The organism is Spirosoma spitsbergense DSM 19989 (assembly GCF_000374085.1).
GTDB classification, from domain to species: Bacteria; Bacteroidota; Bacteroidia; order Cytophagales; family Spirosomataceae; genus Spirosoma; species Spirosoma spitsbergense.
The window spans coordinates 43,973-67,046 of record NZ_KB893544.1 but is presented as its reverse complement, the minus strand read 5'-3'; the positions used below and the strand labels follow the sequence as shown (position 1 = coordinate 67,046).

General features: G+C 51.8%; 15 protein-coding genes. 10 read left to right on the top strand and 5 right to left on the bottom strand.

All coding sequences use genetic code 11. The features are described from left to right. The first annotated feature begins 45 nt into the window (after nt 1–45). From B157_RS0115170 to B157_RS0115160, 3 genes are all read left to right on the top strand, one after another. Nucleotides 46–1,164, top strand: a complete 1,119-nt coding sequence (locus B157_RS0115170; RefSeq protein WP_041952124.1) for a DmpA family aminopeptidase — start codon at nt 46–48, stop codon at nt 1,162–1,164. A gap of 292 nt (nt 1,165–1,456) precedes the next feature. Continuing rightward, a complete protein-coding gene (locus B157_RS0115165; protein WP_026308721.1) occupies nt 1,457–4,678 on the top strand; it encodes a SusC/RagA family TonB-linked outer membrane protein in 3,222 nt (1,073 codons plus the stop codon). 113 nt (nt 4,679–4,791) lie between these two features. Continuing rightward, a complete protein-coding gene (locus tag B157_RS0115160) occupies nt 4,792–6,324 on the top strand; it encodes a SusD/RagB family nutrient-binding outer membrane lipoprotein (protein ID WP_026308720.1) in 1,533 nt (510 codons plus the stop codon). Nucleotides 6,325–6,397: 73 nt separating this feature from the next. On the opposite strand, the gene B157_RS0115155 is transcribed toward B157_RS0115160, so the two are convergent. Together B157_RS0115155 and B157_RS0115150 are read right to left on the bottom strand one after the other, a co-directional pair. After that, nucleotides 6,398–7,771 (bottom strand): sensor histidine kinase, encoded by a 1,374-nt coding sequence (locus tag B157_RS0115155; RefSeq protein WP_020604148.1) that lies wholly within the window; start codon nt 7,769–7,771, stop codon nt 6,398–6,400. A gap of 23 nt (nt 7,772–7,794) precedes the next feature. Continuing rightward, nucleotides 7,795–10,962: a cyclic nucleotide-binding domain-containing protein gene (locus B157_RS0115150; protein ID WP_020604147.1), complete on the bottom strand. Its 3,168-nt coding sequence runs from the start codon at nt 10,960–10,962 to the stop codon at nt 7,795–7,797. A 220-nt stretch (nt 10,963–11,182) separates the two neighbouring features. Between B157_RS0115150 and B157_RS0115145 the strand changes: the two genes are divergently transcribed. The 4 genes from B157_RS0115145 (at nt 11,183) to B157_RS0115130 (ending at nt 16,210) form a co-directional block, all read left to right on the top strand. Next, entirely contained in the window at nt 11,183–11,596 is a 414-nt protein-coding gene (locus tag B157_RS0115145; RefSeq protein ID WP_020604146.1) for a hypothetical protein, read from the top strand. 48 nt (nt 11,597–11,644) lie between these two features. Beyond that, nucleotides 11,645–13,033 (top strand): glycoside hydrolase family 140 protein, encoded by a 1,389-nt coding sequence (locus B157_RS0115140; protein WP_020604145.1) that lies wholly within the window; start codon nt 11,645–11,647, stop codon nt 13,031–13,033. Nucleotides 13,034–13,141: 108 nt separating this feature from the next. Then, entirely contained in the window at nt 13,142–14,506 is a 1,365-nt protein-coding gene (locus tag B157_RS0115135; protein WP_026308719.1) for a hypothetical protein, read from the top strand. 171 nt (nt 14,507–14,677) lie between these two features. Further along, a complete protein-coding gene (locus B157_RS0115130) occupies nt 14,678–16,210 on the top strand; it encodes an FG-GAP repeat domain-containing protein (RefSeq protein ID WP_020604143.1) in 1,533 nt (510 codons plus the stop codon). 12 nt (nt 16,211–16,222) lie between these two features. Here the strand turns inward: B157_RS0115130 and B157_RS0115125 are convergent, their stop codons facing one another. The 3 genes from B157_RS0115125 to B157_RS0115115 form a co-directional block, all read right to left on the bottom strand. Then, nucleotides 16,223–17,611 (bottom strand): glucoamylase family protein, encoded by a 1,389-nt coding sequence (locus tag B157_RS0115125; RefSeq protein ID WP_020604142.1) that lies wholly within the window; start codon nt 17,609–17,611, stop codon nt 16,223–16,225. Nucleotides 17,612–17,756: 145 nt separating this feature from the next. Next, on the bottom strand, nt 17,757–19,274 hold the full coding sequence (locus B157_RS0115120) for a RagB/SusD family nutrient uptake outer membrane protein (RefSeq protein ID WP_020604141.1): 1,518 nt from the start codon (nt 19,272–19,274) through the stop codon (nt 17,757–17,759). Between the two features lie 18 nt (nt 19,275–19,292). Continuing rightward, entirely contained in the window at nt 19,293–19,583 is a 291-nt protein-coding gene (locus B157_RS0115115) for a hypothetical protein (RefSeq protein WP_020604140.1), read from the bottom strand. A gap of 31 nt (nt 19,584–19,614) precedes the next feature. Here B157_RS0115115 and B157_RS0115110 point away from each other — a divergent pair, with 31 nt between their 5' ends. The 3 genes from B157_RS0115110 (at nt 19,615) to B157_RS0115100 (ending at nt 23,049) form a co-directional block, all read left to right on the top strand. After that, nucleotides 19,615–20,715 carry a Nif3-like dinuclear metal center hexameric protein gene (locus B157_RS0115110; RefSeq protein WP_020604139.1) on the top strand — a complete coding sequence of 367 codons (1,101 nt, stop codon included), beginning with the start codon at nt 19,615–19,617 and terminating at the stop codon, nt 20,713–20,715. 17 nt (nt 20,716–20,732) lie between these two features. Next, a complete protein-coding gene (locus tag B157_RS0115105; protein WP_020604138.1) occupies nt 20,733–21,488 on the top strand; it encodes a zinc ribbon domain-containing protein in 756 nt (251 codons plus the stop codon). Between the two features lie 85 nt (nt 21,489–21,573). After that, nucleotides 21,574–23,049 carry a tetratricopeptide repeat protein gene (locus B157_RS0115100; protein WP_020604137.1) on the top strand — a complete coding sequence of 492 codons (1,476 nt, stop codon included), beginning with the start codon at nt 21,574–21,576 and terminating at the stop codon, nt 23,047–23,049. Nucleotides 23,050–23,074 lie beyond the last annotated feature (25 nt).

The following is a 23,074-nucleotide window of genomic DNA, read 5'->3' as shown; positions in this document are numbered from 1 at the left end:
AATGGGCGAATTTTGGCTACTACGTTTTTAAACTCGTCCTTCCTGATGTCCATCGCTCAACTTCTGACCCTTTCACTCCTGATTTCGATTCAGGCCACGCTCGCCCAGCCGATCAAACGGCCGCGTGAATATGGAATCCGTTTCGGTGTTTTGAAGCCTGGCCCGCTTAACGCCATCACCGATGTGCCGGGCGTTCGGGTAGGCCAAACGACGATAACACCGGGGCAGAACGTTCGCACGGGTGTTACGGCCATCCTGCCTCATGCGGGTAATCAGTTTCAGCAAAAAAGTCCGGCGGCTATTTATATCGGTAATGGTTTTGGGAAACTGACAGGGTATAGCCAGGTAGAGGAACTAGGCACGCTCGAAACACCCATTATCTTAACCAATACACTGAGCGTACCCACGGCTGCCGATGCCCTGATCGACTACACCCTGGCCCAGCCCGGCAATGAACAGGTTCGCTCTGTAAACCCGGTGATAGGCGAAACCAACGACGGTTTTCTAAACGATATTCGCGGACGACACGTAACGAAACAGCACGTGCTGGAAGCCATTCAACGAGCCAAATCCGGTCCGGTCGATGAAGGCAACGCAGGTGCTGGCACCGGCACCGTCTGTTTTGGCTTTAAAGGCGGCATTGGCACATCATCGCGTAAGTTACCTGCCTCACTGGGCGGCTATACCGTTGGTGTACTGGTGCAAACAAACTTTGGGGGCGTTCTACAAATAGCGGGTATACCCGTTGGGGTTGAGTTGGGGAAGTTCGACTTCAAAGAGAACCTCGACGGGTCCTGCATGATGGTTGTACTGACCGACGCGCCATTGGATGCCCGCAACCTCAAACGACTGGCCAAACGCGCTTTTATGGGATTAGCGCACACGGGCGGCATCGCATCGAATGGGAGTGGCGATTATGTTATTGCCGTATCTACCGCTTACCGCATTGCGCACGAGTCCAATAGTACGCTGGATTCAATGAACGTGTTGCGTAATGATACTGTCTCCCCCTTGTTTATGGCGGCTATAGAAGCCACCGAAGAAGCAATTATCAACTCGCTCTTTGCCGCCCAAACGACCACCGGCGACCGGGGGCATACGGTAGAACAAGTACCGGTAGAAAAAGTAGTTGACCTGCTGAAGAAGGCAGGACAGATTCGGTAAATCCATTTCCATCTATCGCTTTTAAGCAAATCTTATTACTCCGTTCGGTGATCGGAACCTGTATGTCTTTGTGACGGGTGCCGGTTACGGTGTTCAGCCGTACGGTTGACCCTGTCCCAATCATCAAAGCGAGCTGTTTTTCACACAAAAAACGGCTTTTCTATCCTGTATTTACTTTTTTAATAATGCCTGAAAATCAGAGTAGATAGGTATATTTACTTACTTTTAAAATTTAATCTAAAGAAGATTTTTTTATCTTATTGAATGAATTTACAATTAACCCCTATTCCCCATGAAACACACTTTACGAACAAGAATTAGTGCCTGGTGCTTTCTGCTTCTGGTCACTTTCCTGATGACGCAGGTTGCCCAGGCCCAGGATCGGCGGGTGACGGGCAAAGTGATATCCAGTAAGGACAAGCAACCCATTCCGGGGGTGAATATACTGGTCCGGAACACGGAGTTAGGTACTACGACGGACGGCGACGGAAATTTCACCTTAAATGTGCCTGCCGGGGCTACACTCGTCTTCAGCTCGATTGGCTTCGCGGGTCAGACAATTTCTATTGGCAACCAGACCCAGTTGACGGTCACGCTTCAGGAAGCCGAACAGAGTTTGGGCGAAGTGGTCGTTACGGCACTGGGTATCAAAAAGGAAGCAAAACGCCTGGGATATGCCACTGCCGTTGTTAACCCCGAGCAGGTTACGACCAATCGGACGGTTAACTTCATGAACGCCCTGCAAGGCAAAATTGCCGGGGTTAATATCTCCAGTCTGGGTACGGGGGCCGCCGGTACGAGTAAAATCCGCATTCGGGGGCAGTCGTCTTTTTCTGGTCAGAACAGCCCCCTCATCGTTGTTAACGGAGTGCCCATCGACAATTCTAATTTCGGGCAAAACACGGGCAACACCGGGGGCGATAACTCCATCGGTAACCGCGACCGAAATTACTCCGATGGGGGCGATGGTTTGTCGTCCATCAACCCCGATGACATCGAAGGGATGACGGTACTGAAGGGTGGTACAGCGGCTGCCCTGTACGGGTCCAGAGCTAAAGACGGAGCTATCCTGATTACGACCAAAACGAAAGGTACCAGCCAGGGTATTGGCGTGGTATATAATACGAACTTTACGACCGACCAGCCGCTCGACTACACGGATTTCCAGTATGAGTACGGTCAGGGCGAATATGGCGTTCGGCCAACGGCAGCCAACCCTACATCGGGTGTGTGGAGTTTCGGGGAGAAATTTGCGGGGCAGACGCAGGTGTTGTTTGGCGGTCTAACGCTACCCTACCAGCCGGTCTACGACCGCATCAACACGTTCTACCGGAATGGTTCCACCTGGACTAACTCAGTCTCCCTCTCGTCGGGGAATGAAAAAGGCGGGTTCAACCTGTCGCTTTCCAATCTGGACAATAAAGGCATTACCCGGAACAATACCTTCAACCGCAAAACGATTAACCTCGGTTTCAGCTATAACCTGTCACCAAAGCTGTCCGTTACGGGCACGTTGAACTACTCCAATGAGTACAACAAAAACCCACCTCAGATTGCCCAGCAGGACAATAGTACGCCAACTGTTATTTACACACTGGCCAACTCTATGCCGCTCGACGTGCTGGAAGCCAATCAGATCAATCCGGCCACGGGGAATGAGTTTGTTTATTCGCGGTTTATGAACCGGACGAACCCCTACTTCGTGCTCAATAATAAATTCGAGAACATCCGCCGGGACCGCCTGTTCGGAAATATTGCCGTTCGCTATAACTTCACTGACTGGCTGTACCTACAGGGACGGGTTGGTCAGGATTACTGGTCGCGGGATCAGGATTATAACTTCCCAACGGGTCAGGCTTCGCTGTCAGCCGCTCCGGCCGGCTTTGTGAATGGGTCATACGTACAGGAGGCCCGACGGTTTCGAGAAATCAATACCGACTTCCTGATCGGGGCCAACCACAAGTTTGGCGTGTTTGGTATCGACATTACAGCGGGGGGTAACCAACTTTATCGCCGGAGTGATTTGAACAGTGTTCAGGTAACGGATTTCATTGTTCGGGGCTTATATGTCCCTCAGAACGGACGCGTGAAAGATCCCTTATACGGCCTCAGCGAACGGAAAGTAAATTCCCTGTACGGCGCGGCTGAATTGTCGTACAAAGATTTCCTGTACCTGAACGGAACCGTTCGGAACGACTGGTTCTCCACGCTGGCCCCGGCTAATCGTAGTATCCTGTACCCATCCATAACGGGTAGCTTCGTTTTTTCGCAGGCGTTCAATAGCTTGCCGGGCTGGTTGAACTTTGGAAAACTGCGGGCTGCGTATGCCGAAGTGGGTAGTGATGGTGATGTAGCTCCGTACTCCAACAACCTGTTTTACGGCGTAAATGCCAATCTGTTTCCCAACCCGGCCGGGCAGGGGCAACCCGTTGGGTATATCACGTCCAACACGGTGCCCAGTTCTACGCTTAAGCCCAGTCGGGTAGCGGAGACCGAGTTTGGATTAGAGTTAAAAATGTTCAACAGCCGGGTTGGCCTGGATATCGCGGTTTACGAGAAAGTCACCAGCGACCAGATTGTACAGGCGCAATCCTCCGATGCATCGGGCTACACCAGTACGCTGATCAACAATGGCCAAAGCCGCAACCGGGGCATTGAAGTGTTGCTGAACCTATCCCCCATCCGAACCAAGAATTTTTACTGGGATGTAACGCTGAACGGGTCGTATAACAAAACGAAACTTCTCAAACTCATTTCACCAGATGGTTTCGTCCCCAATTCAGACCCTACGGCTCCCAAAGTTCCTGAACAAATCGTGGTAGGTACGGGCGTTTTCGTCGGCGATCTACGGCAGGTAGTTGGCGAAGAGTTGGGGCAGTTGTACAGTTTTGGGTATGCCCGCGATGCCCAGGGGCGTATTGTTCACGGGGGTGATGGTATTCCCAATCGTACAGCCGCGCCGATTTCATTTGGTTCGGCGTTGCCTAAGTACATTGGTGGTATTACCAATACGTTCAACTACAAAGGCCTCAACCTGTCATTCCTGATTGATTTCAAACTGGGTGGCAAGATGATTTCGGGTACCAACCTGAACCTGTTCCGGCACGGTCTGCAACGCGAAACGCTGGTGGGCCGGGGCGATGCCGACAACAAAATGGTGGGTGCGGGCGTGAACACAAATGGCGAAGCCAATACCGTGCGGGCGTTTGTGCAGGATTACTACTCGGTTGGTCGCTCCAAAAGTCTGGGTGAGCAGGTTGTCTACGATGCCGGTTTCTGGAAACTCCGCCAGATTAGCCTGGGCTATGACTTCACGAAGTTTTTGCCCAAAGACCTGTTCATCAAAGCCATTCGCATCAGCGCGGTAGCGAACAACGTAGCCATCCTGAAAAAGTGGGTGCCTAACCTCGACCCTGAGCAGTTCGGCTTTAGCTCCGACAACCTGATTGGTCTGGAGTCAACCGGATTACCTACTACCCGCAGTATTGGTTTCAACCTGAATGTTAAATTCTAGTCATTAGTCATTTCGCTTCGGGGTCATTGGTCATTAATAGTCATTGACGATCACGAATAAACCGCTAATGACCGCGAAACGAAATGACCAATGACTATCTTAAACAGATAATCATGAAAAAAATACAACTCATTTTAGCATTGGCCATCATGCTGGCAGCTACCAGCAGTTGCGATAAAGGGTTCGATACGCTGAACATCAACCCAACGGCGGCCACGGCGCTCAATCCCGTTTTTACGTTCAACAACGCCATGATCAATACGGCCTTTCCGGGGTCTATACTGGTGTTTGAGGAGCCAATTGTGCAGCAGATGTTCTCACCTAACTCCGGGGTGCTTGCCGGAGGTAATTTCAACATCGATAACCGGGGACCCGCGGGACCAAATGCCGCTATCTGGCAGGGCTACTACCAGAACGTGGTGCGGTATCTGGTCGATGTGATTAATCAAACCAAATCCGACCCAACCCGCGCGAATTTATACAACATGGCCCGCATCTGGAAAGCCTATGTGTTTCAGGTACTGACCGATTCGTACGGCGATATTCCGTACAGCCAGGCCGGGCTGGGCTATCTCAGCAGCAACATATTGCCCAAGTACGATACGCAGGAAAGTATCTATACTGATCTGATCAAAGAACTGACCGAAGCCACGGCCGCTCTCGATGCTACCAAACCAACCGAAGCCGGTGAGATTACGTATGGCGGAGACATTGGCAAGTGGAAGCGGGCCGGTAATTCCATTTTGCTCCGGGTCGGCATGCGCCTGTCGAAAATAAACCCTACGCTGGCTCAATCGACGGTGCAGAAAGCGGTAGCCGGTGGCGTTATGCAAACGAACGCCGACAATCTGGCCGTTCTAAACAATGCCAATTACAAAAATCCGGTGGGCAACACGCTGAACTCCACCGAAGCGGCTAACTATTACCTGACAAAATACTTTGTCGACTACTTAAAATCGACGGCAGATCCCCGCCTTGCGTCTATTGCCGTACGCTACGTAGGCGCTAAAAGCGGCCCGGAACAGACAGCGGCAAAAGCAAATCGTGACCCGGCCGTACAAGTCGGGATGCCCCTTGGTTTCGATAACGGTACTATTCCGGCGCAGGCCACGAAAGATGGACTGGCAAGTTTTTACGATTATACCCAACTGGACAGAACGCGCCTGGGGCGTTTCGATGCGCCTACCTTTCTAGTAACGCACGCCCAAACCCAGCTGCTGCTGGCCGAGGCTGCCCAGCGCGGCTGGACAACCGGCGATCCGGCCACGTTCTATAACGCAGGTATAACGGCGCACATGCAGCAGTTGGGCATAGTAGATGCGGGTTCGGCCGTTGCACCGGCGGCTATCACCGCCTATGTTCAGGCTAATCCATACGTAGCTGCCAGGGGCCTGCAATTGATTAACACGCAGTACTGGGTCGCGTCGTTCCTGAACGGACCCGAAGCGTTTGCTAATTTCCGGCGGAGTGGCTTTCCGGCACTGACACCCAACCCGTATCCCGGTAAGGAAATCAAAGGCAACTTTATCAACCGCCTGTCTTATCCCGATTCGGAGATTTCGGTCAATACCACCAACCGGCAGGAAGCCGTAGCGCGGCAGGGAGCAGACAACCAGGATACCCGTGTTTGGTGGGACAAGCAGTAGCCTGATTATCAACTTAATCTAAATCAGAAAGCCCGGTCATTGGCCGGGCTTTTCATGGTCAAATCCATTAGGCTCAGGCGGGTAACGTTATGGTAAATGTAGTGCCCTGTCCTTCTGTGCTGTCAACCGTCAGCGTGCCGGTATGGCCCTTGACCACAATATCATAGGCCAGTGACAAACCAAGCCCGGTACCTTCTCCCGTGGGTTTGGTGGTGAAAAAGGGCTGGAATATCTTATGTTTCAAGTCGTCGGGAATACCGATACCGTTATCACTGACTATAATGACGGCTTCTCCGTCGTTGCAGCGTGTACGAACGCTTACCGTAGGTTGATAACCTGGTTCGGCAGCCTGTTTCTGGCGTTTATGAACAGCGTAGAAGGCATTGGTGAATAAATTCAGCAACACACGACCCATGTCCTGAGGAATCATACTAATTTCTCCGAGGGATGGGTCAAAGTCCGTTTTTAGCTGGGCATTGAACGATTTATCTTTGGCTCGCAGTCCGTGGTAGGCAAGCCGCAGGTATTCGTCGGCCAGCCCGTTCAGGTCCGTTGGTTCACGCTGCCCGGTACTGGCCCGCGAATGCTGCAGCATTCCTTTCACAATACTGGAAGCTCGACCACCGTGATGGGTTATTTTCTGAAGATTCTGTTTTAAATCGTTGAGTAGTTCGGCTTCAAGTTCTGCATCGCGGTTCGCTTTGCTTTGTTCTTCGGCTAACTCGTCGATCAGTTCGATACTTACTTCGGAGAAGTTGTTGACGAAGTTGAGGGGGTTCTGAATTTCGTGCGCTATACCGGCGGTTAGCTCGCCCAGGGAGGCCATTTTTTCACTCTGAATCAGCTGGGTCTGTGTGGCCTTTAGCTCCTCGACCGTCTGTTCCAGTTCTTCTTTCTGGCGCGTTATTTCAGCGGTTCGTTCGGATACCATGTACTCCAGTTCCTGTTTTTTGGCTTCAATTTTTCGGCGCTCTTCCGTTTCCAGTACGCGCTGCTGTTCTTCTTCAACCAATGCCTTCTTCTGACGATTAGCGATTATCAGAAACGTAATGGCCCAAATGGTCGAAAAGCCAATGGCACTATCCAGAAAGTCGTCACTTGTCTTATAGAACTCAGGGGCGTAGTGCTGCATAAAATTATCCACTACCGTCAATAGCAGGAAAGGGGCAGCTGCCAGCAGTGCAATTCGGGCGGGCCGATAATCATACACACGCCATAGCATATAAACGAATAATAGCCCTGCTGTCAGGGCAAACCAGCCGGTCGAAAAATCGAGCCGTAAAACGAAACCAAGCCCAATCAGGATACCGGCGTAGGCCCAAATCCGCTTTATATGAGGCTCCCAGGCGGGTAGCCGGGTTTTTATACCCAGAAAACGATCCGTAAACTGAAAGGCTACCGTTGCCAGTACCACGGTTCCAATGCCTTCGGGTGTTGGTAGACTCATGTTCGTAGAATGGGGGTTAACGACTATGTGGCACTTGTACGGTTTGCCAATACGTCATTCTGCCGCCTGATACGACCAGACAGGCTTTTAACAATACTACGCAATACTTCGCCCCGCTCCTCCATCAGATCATAAAAATCGTCCTGATCGATGCGCAGCAGTCGCACGTCGGTAATTGCTTCGGCCGTGGCCGAGCGGGATTCGGTATCCAGCAGGGCCAGTTCGCCAAAAAAGTCGCCCCGGCCAAACCGGGCCAGTTCGGTATCCCCATCCAGAATGGCTACTTCGCCGGTGTAGATGACGTACATACCCGAACCCAGGTCGCCTTTATGGAAAATCAGTTCACCGGCTGGGTGGTCTTCCTCCTTCATAATGGGTGTTACACTGGCCAGTACGTTTTCGGGCGTTTGGGCAAACAGGCTGGTTTGGGCCAGCAGCAAAACCCGGTCATACGCGGAAATCTGGCTGGTAGTATGAGGTGCGTGGGACATAAGCAACGGAGATAAATCAGGAAATTGAGCGGTCAGTGATTCGCGGATGGCCGTCGCTTCCGGTTCGGATAAACCGCGCAGTGCGGTACTCACGGTCCAGGCCGAAAAGACCGTTTCACCCATTCGCAGAATAAACGACCGGATTGGTTCCGAATCGCGAAACGGTCCCAGTTCAGTGTCCAGAATACGGGTCTTTTCCGTACGAGGTAAATCATCCACCAGTACCTGCAATGTTTGGTACGTAGCCCGGGGAATCAGGTTATCCAGCATTTCGAGGGCGTTGGCCCGGCGTTCGCGGGCGGGGTGCCCAACGCCCATGCGGGCTCCGGCAATGGTTTCGGAATCAAATAGCTGGGCAAGGGTATCGAACAGCCGCTGCACCAGTACCGACAGTTCATAGTCCAGTGTTGTTGTTAGGGATGCATCCGACAAACTGCCGTGTAACATCCGCTGTGCCAGCAACACTTCTTCATGCAGCAACGTACGGAACAGGGCATCATCGGCGGGTTCGTTCGGGAAACGGCGCAGGGCACGCAGGGCAGCCCCGCGAATCGGTAAATCGGGTTGCTGAACCAGTTCGTTCAGGAGTTGGCGGCTCTCGGGGGCCTGAATAGCGCCACAAATAGTTGTAATCCGTTCCAGTAACAGTCGGCTACCATTCACCCGGCGCATCTCATGCAACTGAGGAATCAGTTCGGGACCGCGCGCTTTCAGGGCCTGCACCACTGTCCGGCCCAGGGTTTCGTGCGTCAGGTTTACCAGCAGGAACTGCGTCAGGCCGTTGTTGGTCAGGCTACCCGCCGTCAGGATAGCCGCCTTTTTTACGTCGGTGTTCGGGCTGGCGAGCAGCTGTTGAACCACCGGAGCAAAATCGTTCAGGTGTAAGGTAGCAATCAGGTTAAGCGCGATTTTTTGCCGTTCGGGATCATCCTCCTGAACCAGCTCACGTAGCGCAGCCTGGGCGGCTGTGTCGTGCGGATTCAGTTCCAGAATGCCCCTGATGGCACCCCGGCGGATGGTAAGGTCGGTGTGGTGAATAAGGGGGGCTAACTCGGCCGGTTCAGTATTAATCCGTCGGCCCAGTAAGTAAGCCGCCTGCTGACGCAGTTCCGGGTCCTCATCCGTCAGCGCAATGTGCGTGAGTGACCGAACGGGAACCGACAGATTGCGATGGGTTAAGGTCGCCAGCGTACGTCGCCGAACGGCTTTTTCAGCATGCGTAAGCAGGGTAGGAATATGTTGCGCCAGTTCAGCGGGGTTGTGAGTATCCAGCCAGCTAAGAGCGGTTAGTACCTCACCGGTTTTATCACTTTGTAGTTGATTGATCAGGTTTCTCTGCGCCACGCCCGGCATAGCCAGTTCGTCGCGTTCCAGAAACCGACGGCCAATGGCATCGTTCAGTTCGTGCAGATACCGCCTGTAGGTTTGTCGCAGTAACCAGATGGCCACCAATAGCAGGCCTATCCAAAACAAGGCTCCGTTCGACTCGAGGGTATTATGGAATAAAAATATCAGAACGCCGGCTACGCCCAACCCAATTGGTTCGTATAACCCTTTGGCCAGCGTATGCCCTTTGAGCCGTTGGGGCGGTAACAGCGGCTGAAACAACACCAGAAAAACAGGATCGAACAGGGCACGCCGGGCCACTTCAAAAACCAGATACAGACCGCAGAAATAAATGAGCAACACCGTTTCGGAAACGACAGCGTAATGCAGAATTATTAGTCCCGCAAGGCCTGCCAGGGCAACCCAGGGCAACACGACCAATGAACGCTGGATGCCGAACTTGTCGAGTACTTGCCTCGACATCAACAGCTTAACCAGCATGGCCAGTCCGTAGGTCAGGGCCAGCACGTAACTTACGTAGCGGATTACGTCGGTCTGATCGTGAAAGCGGTGTTTTACGTTGATAAAGAAATTGTATTCAATTTCCGTAGCAACGGCAGCCAGCACGGCAAAACTCAGGCACATGTAAAAAATCAATTCGCTGCCCCCAAACCGCTTCCCTACCAGCCGCGACGGCTCCCGGCGCGCTACCCGGCTGGCGCCCGACGCGGCCTGAACATCGTGCGACCGGATCGTTAACTGAAGTATATAGAGGGCGGCCAGAAAGGCACCAAACGCCACCAGCAGCAACCGTAATACATCGACATGGGCGTGAACCAGGGCTGCCAGCACCGCGCCTGCTGCTTTGGCAGGCATATCGCCCGAACTGATAACACCAAAGAGCCGTTTGCTCTGGCGCGTATCGAACACCACCGCCGAAACACCCCAAAACTCAAGATTGGTCAGTAAATAAATGATTCGGTAGCCCGTCATGATCGTCACTGCGGCCGCCACCGAATGCCCCACAACAACCAGTATACCAACAACTACCGTCATAACAACAGCAGCTATCAGCACGCGTACGGCCACCACCTGTAAAGCCAGGTGATGCTCAAAATAAGCGTATACCCGACTTACACCAATCATGGCCAGGGCGGCTACCACGTAGGCCACGGGCAAACTGGTTTCGGGATTATTTTCGAGCAGAATAGCATTGGCCGCTACGTAAATCAGAATCGTGCCAATGCCCAGCAGAAAGTTATGCACAAAAAACAGGCCTACTGTTCGACCCTCCTCAGGCCGGATTCCCAGTATACGCTGCCATCGTTGCTTGGAAGAAGGGGACAAATAGCTGGAATCTGCGCCAACGGTCATAATCAGGGATCAATAACAGATTTATGGCCAAATATAAGCATCCAGACAGGACAGCCGACACGGGAATGGCTAATTGGAGCAGTCTCCCCCGAAATGAATTAGCAGTAAACGAGTTGATTTTATGACTTTCCCTGTTGGGTGATTGACTGAAAGGTATAGCTAGCCAGATTGCCTGCCGTTTCTGTTTTCGTACCCACGTTATAATAATATTCTCAACCCCATGCGTTACTTATTGCCTGTTTTTATCAGCCTTTTAGCCCTCGTCACCGGCTGCAAAAAAACGGATACCACACCCCAGGATTTGGCTAAACCAGTGGTAGGGTTATACCGCATGGCCGAAGTGACACCGGCAGGTAGTCAGACGGCTATTACCGTTGCTAATGGGAGTGTATTAATGGTTCGTGAGGGCGAATCCCTAACGACTATCCTGTTTACCCTTACCTACGCCACCGTCGGCACGTCGGGCAGTTCTACGTTTTCAGAAACCCAAAAGATCACGCTCCAGCCATCGGGAAGTGCCATTGCACTACTGTCGGGAAGTACTCAGGTGGGAAGTTGGTTCAACAATACGCTCACCATGAAGGCCTACCCGTTCAATAATTCGACCGTAAGTTTTACGGCTGCCAAGCAGTAGGTTTAGCGACATCCATGGCTCAAACTGAATGATAAATAGCCCCATTTTATGAAATACTGGTTTGTTCTTACAGCGTTACTACTCTGGCAAAGCCTGGCTCTGGCGCAGCAGCCTTTCGCCGGCGGTCGCTTAAAGGTGTCGGATAATCATCGGTACCTGGTTCATCAGGATGGCACACCGTTTTTCTGGCTGGGCGACACGGCCTGGGAACTCTTCCACCGGCTGAACCGGGAAGAGGCCGACCAATACCTCAAACGCCGGTCCGAACAGGGCTTTACGGTCGTACAGGCGGTTGCCCTTGCCGAATTCGACGGGCTTAAAGAGCAAAACCCGTACGGCGAGGTACCCCTTCTGGATAATAACCCCACCCGGCCTAACGAAGCGTATTTTAAACACGTCGATTACATTATTGACAGAGCGGCTCAGTACGGCATTGTGATTGCATTTTTACCCACCTGGGGCGACAAAGTATTTAAAAATACCTGGGGTAAGGGACCGGAAATATTTACGCCGACCAATGCACGTGTGTACGGTCGTTACGTAGGGAACCGCTACAAGAACCGGGAAAATATCGTTTGGGTGCTGGGCGGTGACCGGCAACCCCGCGACGGTTCATTCGACGTAGCAATCTGGCGGGCAATGGCCGACGGTATTCAGGAAGGCGTTGGGGGTGCCGACAAAGCCCTGATGACCTATCACCCCCAGCCTAACGGGCTGGAAGGGGGCGCGTCGAAATGGTTTAAGGATGATGCCTGGTTCGATTTCAACATGCACCAGAACGGCCACTGCCGCAACAACGCCATGTACGACAACATTACCGTATCGTACAATAACCAGCCCGTTAAACCGACGATGGATGCCGAACCCATCTATGAAGACCATCCCGTTTGTTTCAACGCCAAAGACCTGGGCACTTCCAATGCCTATGATGTTCGGATGTATGCCTATCTGGATTTATTCGCGGGTGCGCATGGCCATACGTATGGCTGTCACGACATCTGGCAGATGTACAGTGCAAAACGACCGGCGGTAAATGGGCCACACCTCTACTGGCAGGAAGCCCTCGACCTGCCCGGAGCCAATCAGATGACACACGTTCGGCACCTGATGACGGCACGCCCGCTGCTCGACCGCGTACCGGATCAGTCCCTTATTGTAGAGAATAACCTCTCTCCTGCCGAACGGATTCAGGCCACTCGCGGCACCGACTACGCCTTTGTGTACACAACCGCCGGTAAGTCATTCAGCGTGAATCCGGGAAAAATTTCGGGAAAAACGGTTACGGCCACCTGGTTCGACCCTCGTTCGGGCAAAACGAAACCGGCCGGCACGTTCGATAATCAGCAACCAAAGCAGTTTACGCCACCAACGCAGGGATATGGTCAGGATTGGGTGCTGGTGCTGGACGATGCTGCCAAAAACTATGCGGCTTTATAAGCAAAGCAACCAGCAACACCCCAAATTGTGACGATGCCTGGCTACAAACGGACGAAAAGCCAACAATTTTCGTTACCTTTCAACAGGCGAATTACGCTTTATTCATCTATGAACCTCCTGACTTATACCCGTTTAGGTTTTGGTGCCGCTGCTGCCATCCTTCTAACGAATTTGGTGTCCTGCACCAAAACGGCTACCGATACCCCTGCGCCAACTGAACTATCGTCGTTTGACCTGATTCAACAGAAAATCCTGACCCCTTCCTGCGCCACATCGGGCTGCCATTTGTCCGACAAAGATATTACCTACATCCAGCATGGCCTGGTGCTGGCCGAAGGTGTAGCGTATCAGAATATGGTAGGCGTTGATCCTAAAAACGCGGATGCTAAAACAGACGGTTTAAAACGGATAAAGGCATTTGCTTCGCTGGAAAGCTTACTATACCACAAACTGGCGGGTACGGCCGCCAGTCATCATTCAGGAAAGCAGTACGGAAATCCGATGCCGCTGGGTGGCACTATACTGCCAGACGGACAAGTTGAGTTTGTAAGGCGGTGGATTGAAGCGGGGGCACCCAAAACGGGAACCGTGGCCGATGCCGCGTTACTCGACGATAAAACGGTTACGGTAGTTACCTACGATCCCCTGCCAGTGCCGGCGTCCGGCACTGGTTATCAGATGGCCGTGCCGCTGTTCGAGATTCAGCCGAATTTTGAGCGGGAGTTATTTACCCGCCGGACGGTTGGAAACACGCAGGATATTTACGTGAACCGCTACGAAACCAAAATGCGGAGTGGGAGTCACCACTTCGTCGCCTACGATTTCCAGAATAGAAATATACTTCCCAACCTGAACGACATCCGCGACTTACGAAATCCAGACAAATCCCTTAACCTGTTCACAGCGTTCAGTATGTCTAATCACGTATATTTCGCTGGTTCTCAAGCGCAGTACCAGGATTATGTTTTCCCGGCAGGAACTGCCCTGCTCGTGCCAGCGGGGGCATCGTTCGACCTGAACTCCCATTTTGTCAACAAGACCAGTACCGTGATGAAAGGGGAAGCCCAGGTCAATTTTTACACGGTCGACAAATCGACGGTGCAGCATGTGGTACAAACGCTGAACCTGAGTAACACCAGCCTCAACCTGCCCGGAAATACCCGAACGACGATGACTAAATCATTTACGTTCGACAAGCCCCGTCAGGTGCTGACGCTAACGTCCCACATACACAAAATGGGTGAGAAATTCGTGATTAAAATTAAAGGCGGCACCCGCGATGGTGAAGTGGTTTATACGTCAACCGATTGGGAACACCCAGACATCATCACCTTCAAAACACCCATCAGCCTGAACAAAGGTGAAGGCCTTACTTCGGAGATTACCTACAACAACACCTCATCCAAGACCATTAATTTTGGCCTGACGAGCGAAGATGAGATGGGGATTATTTTCGGCTACTTTTACGAGTAACAGCGGCTCATCCTGTCTTTAAACGTGGGTACGTGAAGCCCACCTTATTCCTCTATTCAGCTATTTTTGCTGCATCAAACGAACCGGAATTATTAAACTGCAGAGGAGCATGAAGCCCGGGAGCGGATATGTTTGCCTAATGCACCCCTTTTTGTGAGTAGAATACAACGCATGTTGCCCCACCTTTTTATCAACAGGACGTTGATTGGATTACCGCTGATAGCCAGTTTTGTATTGTTCATCGCCGTAGCCAGTTGCCAGTCGAATGGAGATGACCCGCAAACGGTGGAAGGCAGGCTACTGGCGCAACATTACTGCGGCAACTGCCATCAGACTCCCTCGCCCGAACTACTGGATAAGGATACCTGGGTGAAGCACGTGTTACCCGCCATGGCCACCAATCTGGGGCTGGAAGTATATCCCGAAGGGCTTTATTACGCTGGCAGCAAATCAACTATTTCGTTCGACGACTGGCAGAAACTGATTGCCTACTACCAGACCCTGGCCCCGGTAAAACTCAAACCAGCCCGTAAGCCCATCCCCGCCGTGGATGACTGGGCCATTTTCTCGGTGGAGAAACCTCGTCTTGATACCACCCAAACGGCCATGACAACACTGGTGAAGATGGATACCATTGGACATCAACTCTACACCAGCGATGCGTTCCGAAGCGACCTCACCCGCTGGGATTCAAGCCTGCAACCCACCCGCTTCCGGCAACTTAAATCGGCGGTGGTCAATGCTGATTTTTTTCGGGATAAAGGAGGGAACGAACGGGGTATATTCACGACGCTGGGAACCATGCGGGCCGCCGATATTGCGCGGGGAGAACTGGTTTCGCTGAATCTGGATAGCAAGCAGCAGGCAGACTCCTCAACACTGGCTGTCGATTTGCCCCGCCCGTTGCAGTCAATCCCCGTCGATGTTAATAAAGATGGCCGGATGGACTGGGTGATTTGTGGATTTGGCCATCTGAAAGGCGGACTTTACTGGTTGAAACAGGAGGCAAACGGGAAATTTACCCACCAAACCATTCGGAACGTGCCCGGTGCCATTCAGGCAACTACCGGCGATTTCAACGCCGATGGCTGGCCTGACCTGATGGTACTTTTTGCCCACGCCGACGAAGGTATCTGGCTATTTCTGAATGACAAAAAAGGCGGCTTCACCGAACGAAATCTGCTCCATTTCCCATCCGTTTACGGCTCTACCAGCTTTCAGCTGGTTGATTTTAACAAAGATGGCCAATTGGATATTATCTACACCTGTGGCGACAACAGCGATTATTCTAAAATTCTGAAACCATATCATGGCCTGTATATCTACCTGAGTCAGGGTAATTTCGAGTACAAACAGGCTTACTTTTACCCCATAAACGGCTGCACCAAAGCCATCGCCACCGACTTCGACCAGGATGGCGATCTGGACATCGCGACCATCGCCTTTTTTGCCGATTTTCTGCATGAGCCATCCGAAGGCTGTTTACTTTTTGAGCAGAAAGGACCCATGCAGCTACAACCCCACGCCATGCCTGTCAGCACGCTGGGACGCTGGATTTGCATGGACGTGGCCGATGTTGACCGGGATGGTGATCAGGACATTGTGCTGGGTAACTTCTCAAAAACCTTTATCGTTCAGGAAGGCATAACACCAACCTGGAATACGCACCTGCCGCTGGTTGTGCTGAAAAACAAAACCCGATAAGTTTGCCAAAACTTACTTCAACCAGCCACCGCTGAACCCGGCTCGTTGCAATCCTTTCCGAATGTGCGGATTTCGCTGCATTAGTGTCCAGACGAACTCCGTCCGAAGATTCTCGGCCATGAGCAGAATTGGCCCCTGATCGATGCCGAGGTAATCGATATCAAACCAGCCATTGGTAGTGGGGCCGTTGGAAATTCGGGCCGGATAACGATAGGTAGGATTGAATGCATCGCGGAAGCCATACTCACCGTATAGTTTGGCACCGTACTTCATTTTCATCGCCTGGAGGGCAGGGATGCATATTTCGGGGGCAAACGCCATGGAACCACCGGCAGCCGTAGGAGAAATCGTCCCATCGTCTACAATCTGCGTGGATGCGGCTCCCCGGGCCCTATACGAAAAGAATTTCCGGCCATTGACGACTGTGTCTTTAGGGCCATCGCAGGCCGTTAAGCCCCAGATATTCGGCCCGTAGTCCTGCCATCTGGCCGGATTTTCCAGGCAGTAGGCCCGGTTGGCGTAGGTTGCCCGGTGTGAGTTTTCGGCGTAGTCGATGCCTTTACCGGCCATGTACGAGTCCCTGATACCCCGAAAATCAATCCAGATTTGCGAGTACTGATGTCCGAAAAGGGGATCAAAGTTGACGTGTGTCTGCCCCTCGAATGCCGCCCAGTCGTAGGTTTTTATCCAGGCCGACCAGGCATCGGCTTCTACCGGGTGCGTGGGTGACCCCAGTGCCAGCACGTAGAGCAGCATAGCTTCGTTATAGCCTTTCCAGTCGGCTTTGATGAATCCTTTTTCTGGATGCCAGCCCATAGAAACGAGCGGCTTCCGTGGTTGTATCCAGGTCCAGTCAACGCGTCGGTAGATCTGTTCGGCCAACTGCCGTATTTCCGTTTCGACCGGTGTCTTTTTATCGAAGTATGACTGCGCGCTCAGTATTCCCCCCAATAACAGCGCCGTGTCGATGGTAGATAGTTCGACCTGTTTGAAGCGTTCACCGGTTTTCATATCCAGAAAATGGTAGAAAAATCCTTTGTAACCAGACACGTTAGCTACGTTTTCCGATTGGGGCGCATTGGCGAAAAAACGCAGTGTTTTTATGGTGCGCTCTGCCGCCTGTTCGCGGCTGATATAGCCCCGCTCTACGCCCACCAGGTAGGAGGTAAGCCCAAAGCCAACGGCGGCAATGCTGGCAAACGAAGGGCTTGGCGCACGGTCGGGTACGAGTCCGTTTTCGGGGTTAGCCGTTTCCCAGAAGTAACGAAACGTGTCGTGTTGCAGGCTGTCCAGAAAAGCCTGTTCGCTGACTTTCAGGCGACTATTTGTCTGGGGCTCTGGCTGACAGTTACCCTTCTGTAGCGAAAGGTAAGCCAGTAGTAGTACAACAAATAATTTCATAAGTAGTAGGTAGGTAAGTAAAAAACGTTGACAAAGCTAATCTTCTATTTCCTTGTTTATCAGGAGTATCAGCTTTGTCAACGTTCAGGTTACAGAGTTAAGCATTGATTGTTAATCACCTTTTCAATCCATCCTGGTCATTCACTTAGTATCCCGGGTTCTGGGTCAGTGCTCCTCCGCTCAACTGAATCTGGGTTTGCGGGATGGGGAATACTTCGCTTTTGCCCTTGGTGAATGTTTTACCGTGGGCGGCAAATGCCTGTACAGCCCGGCCCGGCTGGATGCTCTCCTGCCGAACCAAGTCGAAAAAGCGGTCGTGTTCCATCGCCAGTTCTACGCGCCGTTCGTGCCAGATTTTCGTCCGGTCAATGGTGGTGAGAGCGGGTAACCCGGCCCGAACGCGGAGTTTATTAATGTCGGTCAGCGCATCGGCGCTGTTGCCCAAAGCGAAGGCCGCTTCGGCGTGAATAAGCAACACTTCCCCCAGGCGCATGATGCGCAGTTTTTTAGGCAAGCGATCATTCACACCACAGTTCTTCTCGGCCGTGCGGCTATGGTAGGCTTTGTAATTATACCGGTCATTTTCCACTGAGTCGCGGCTCGGAACCCGGTAGCCATCCCACAACACCGTACCCATAGGAGCGGGGTTGATAAAAATGATGGTGGCTGCCTTGCGTACATCGTTCGGCTCATATTCATCCACCAAACTCTGCGACGGTGTTCCAAACCCAAAGCCTAGATCGGCCCAGCCGCGTTTGCCTCCGGTGCGTGGCCCCTGGCAAACGACGTAAATTGGAATGGCGGCATCACAGGATAAGTTGATCCCCGTTTGTACTTCGAAGATAGATTCGAAACTGTTGGCTCCTGCCTCCCGCCAGATGTTGGCATAGTTTGGTAGCAAACTGTATGTACCCACCTGATTCTTGATAATAGAATCAGTCAGGTTATAGGCCTGCTGCCAGTTTTTCTGGTACATATACACTTTGGCCAGCATGGCCATGGCGGCCGCTTTGGTGGCTTTACCCGTAGCGACCTGGCTTTTTGTGGCCAGATTCGTTACGGCAAACCGTAAATCGGCAATGATACGGGCGTAAACGGCCTCGGGGGTAGCCCGCCTTTGCAGGGATACATCATTGATACTCTCTACCGGTGGCACATTTTCGATGAGTGGTACCCCACCAAAAAACCGGACTAATTTAAAGTAAAAATAAGCCCGCAGAAACCGTACCTCCCCCTCCAGTTGATTACGGGTGGTCTGGTCGGCGGCACTCTGCGGAATCAGCGCCAACGCCTGATTGGCGCGGGCAATGGCCCGGAAATAGGTAGACCAGACGTTGTTGATATTGCCCACGCCGGGGGTCATATTCAGGTTATCGAGTGTACCATACGAGTTGGCCCCATCGGTCGCCGAACTGCCCTTGTCGGCATCATCGGACGCAATGTTGGTCATACCCACATAATCGAAGCCGTGCATACTACCATCCCACATGATGTTGTAGACCCCTGTAACGAGGTTCTGGGCTGCTGCGGGGTCACTCTGCACGGCTGCCACACCAATCTGCCCCTGCGGTGGCGTAGTCAGAAAATCGTTACAGGCCGTCAGCACGGTACCAAACAGGACCGTAAGCAACGAGAGCCGGATAAATTGTTTTGTATGATTCATGTTTGTAAAGTCTATTGATTAAAAACCTACGTTCAGGCCAACGGCAAACGTACGGGTGGTTGGATATGAACTAAGTTCGATACCGGAGTCCAGCGGCCCGCCGGGCAGTTCAGGACTGAATCCGCTGAATTTTTTGGAGGTGAATAAATTCTGCGAGGTTACGTAAATGCGGGCCTGCCGAAGTTTGGCTTTCTCGCGCAGACTAACCGGAATGGTGTAGCCAAGTGTGAGGTTATTGAGCCGCACAAACGAGCCGGACTCTACAAAATACGTAGAGGCAGGTGTAGCTTTGCGAACGACAAAACCCATTACTCTGTTATTAGAAATCCAGCGGCTATATATGACTCAGATTCGTCAGCTTACCACCTACCTCGAAGCACTTGCGCCCCTCTCCTACCAGGAATCGTATGATAATGCGGGGCTCATCATAGGCGACCCATCGACCGAAATTACCGGCGTATTGGTTACGCTGGATGCGACAGAACAAGTTGTCGATGAAGCAATTGCCAAAGGGTGTAACGTTATTGTGGCTCATCATCCCATCGTGTTTAAAGGGCTGAAAAAACTGAACGGCAAAAACTACGTAGAGCGAACGGTTATTAAGGCCATCAAACACGATGTAGCCATCTATGCTGCTCATACGAATCTGGATAATGTGACCAGCGGTGTCAATTTCCACATTGCGGAGAAATTACAGTTGCAAAACATTCGGATACTGGCTCCCAAAGCGCAGACCCTGACCAAACTGGTAACATTCGTACCCGTAGCTGACACGCAACGGGTACTGCATGCACTTCACCAGACGGGGGCCGGTCAGATTGGGAATTATATGAATTGCAGTTTTCGGGTTGCCGGAACGGGAGCCTATGAAGCGGGCGAAAATGCGCATCCGGTTCTGGGCGAGGTGGGCATGTACCATCAAGAACCCGAAAACCGGATTGAGATAATTCTACCTACTTACCTGCAGGATGAACTACTGGCTGTGCTGCGGGAAGCCCACCCGTACGAAGAAGTGGCCTACTACCTGACACCTTTAGCCAACCAGAATCAGGAGGTCGGCTCTGGGGCGGTGGGTGAACTGGCAACGCCAATGGATGGACCGTTATGGCTGGCGTACCTGAAAGAACACATGAATCTGAACCTGATTCGATACACCCCCTTGCCTGATCGGCCTATTCAACGCATCGCTTTATGCGGAGGAGCGGGTAGTTTTTTACTACCCGATGCCATTCGTGCCGGGGCCGACGTGTTTGTGACGGCGGATTACAAATACCATGAATTTTTCGATGCCGATGGCCGCATTGGTATCTGCGATATTGGTCACTATGAGAGTGAAGTCTTTACGAAAGACTTGATTTGCGGGCATTTGGCAAAAAAATTCACTACTTTTGCGGTAATTTTATCTGAATCTGATACTAATCCGGTTCGATACTTCATATAGCACTAACAAATTTCCGAATGGAACTATCGATTGCGCAAAAACTAGACGCTCTTCTGCAATTACAATCTTTTGATTCTCAACTAGACGAGCTGATTAAGATTCGTGGTGGACTACCCGAAGAAGTCCGTGATCTGGAAGACGATATTGCTGGCTTCGAAACCCGCGTTGGTAAATTTCAGGCTGAAATCAAGACGCTGGAAGAAGAAATTGAGCGAAATCGTGTGGCAAAGAAAGATGCCGAAAAGCTGATAACCAAATATAAGGATCAGCAAATGAATGTGCGGAACAACCGCGAATTCGACGCCATCTCTAAAGAGATAGAACTTCAATCGCTCGAAATCGAACTGATCGAGAAGCGGGTAAACGAATCTCAGTTTCGGGTACGGGGCAAGGACGAAGAAATCAAAACGACGCAGGCTGCTCTGTACGAGCGGCAGGAAGACCTGAAAGCCAAACGGCAGGAACTTGACCAGATTACCTCAGAAAGTCAGGAGGAAGAGAAGGAAATCATCAAACAGCGCGATCATCAGGCAACAACCATCGAGCCGCGTCTGCTGAATTCCTACAACAAAATTCGTGGCAATGCCCTGAACGGGCTGGCGGTGGTCATGGTTAAACGCGGAGCCTGTAGCGGGTGCTTTAACGTAGTGCCGCCCCAACGTCAGGCCGATATTAAAGACAAGAAGAAAATTATCGTTTGCGAACATTGCGGACGCATTTTCGCCGATGTGGAAGGCATGCCAGAACCCGCCCCAACGGGCCGTGGCCGGTAGTTTTTACCAGCCATAACGCAAAAAGGTCGTCGTACAGGCGACCTTTTTGCGTTATAACGTTACGCTTTTTCTTTACGCTGATCCAATGCGTTACGTACTTCTCTTCCTGATCTCGCTCAGTGCAGGTTACGCACAGGATTTTGTGTGGACACCTGGCTTGCAATCAGCTTATGCAGACCTGCAAAAGTTAAAAATCCAGTCGGCCAAACAACGCATGGCCCGCGAGTCGGCAAGGGATGGCGTACGAATTTTTCTGGACGATTATGCCGATATGCTCCTGCTTGTTACGTCAGACGATGACCGGTTATTTGCGGCTAAAAGTGAACAGGAGAGCACCCGGCTCGACGCCCTGAAAAAGCTGTCCGACACGTCTCCCTGGCAACGCGTACTGATAGCCGAGGTGCGCCTGCACTGGGCCTTCGTGAAGCTAAAGTTTGGCAAAGAACTGAGTGCAAGCTGGGATGTTATCCGGGCTTATAAACTGCTCAGCGAAAACCAGAAACGTTTCCCGGACTTTTTACCCACCTACAAATCACTGGGTACGCTGCACATCATGATCGGCTCCGTGCCGGAGAGCTACGTGTGGGTGGCAAAGCTGTTAGGTATGCAGGGTACCATTCGGCAGGGGCAGCAGGAACTACAGCGTGCCCAACACGACCCTAACGTTGGCCTGGAAGCACAACTGATCGACTTGATGGTTCGGGCCTACGTGCTGAAGTTTTCCGATACTGACAGGCAGACGCTGGCCCGTTTAGTGAGTCAGAATCCTGATAATCTGTTACTCCACTTCTTTGGTGCCACCATCGAACAGAAGAATGGGCGCGGGGAACAGGCACTTACCTACCTGCTCAACCGACCGGCTGATAAAAATTATCAGCCTTTACCAGTCGTAGAGAACATACTGGGCGATATTTATCTGCAAAAAGGTGAGTATGAAAGGGCTTCCTTACATTTCAACCAGTTTCTGCACGCCTACAGGGGTCAGAACTTCCTGAAAGATACCTACTATAAACTGTTCCTGTGCCACTGGTTGGCCAGTCCTCAAAATACCAGATCATCCGATACCATAGCCAGAAACCTTCTTCAAAAAGTGTTGTCCGTTGGCCGAACGACGGTCGAATCGGATAAAGTAGCGCAGAAGTTCGCAGAATCCAGTTTGAAAAACGCGCCTGCCTCAGGTCAAAAAATACTGATGCAGGCGCGTTTAGCCTCGGACGGTGGCTTCACGGATCAGGCATTGACTTACCTTCGCCCCTATTCCGAAGCGTCGTTTTCAACAACGGCGGAAAGGGCAGAGTATAATTACCGCATGGGGCGTATCTATCAGCGGAGAGAAAACCCGGATTCGGCCATTTCCTACCTGGCCCGTGCCCTTACTCTCAGCGAAACAGACCAACTATCGTTTGGGGCTACAGCCGCTTTGCAGTTGGGATATATCTATCAACAAAAAAACGACCGGGCGCGCGCCCAGTCGTTTTTCCAGAAAGCCCTCACCTTCAGGCACCACGAGTATAAAAACAGCGTAGACAATAAAGCAAAAGCAGGGATAAGCAGTTTATAGTTTGTGGTTGAATTCCAAAAAACCA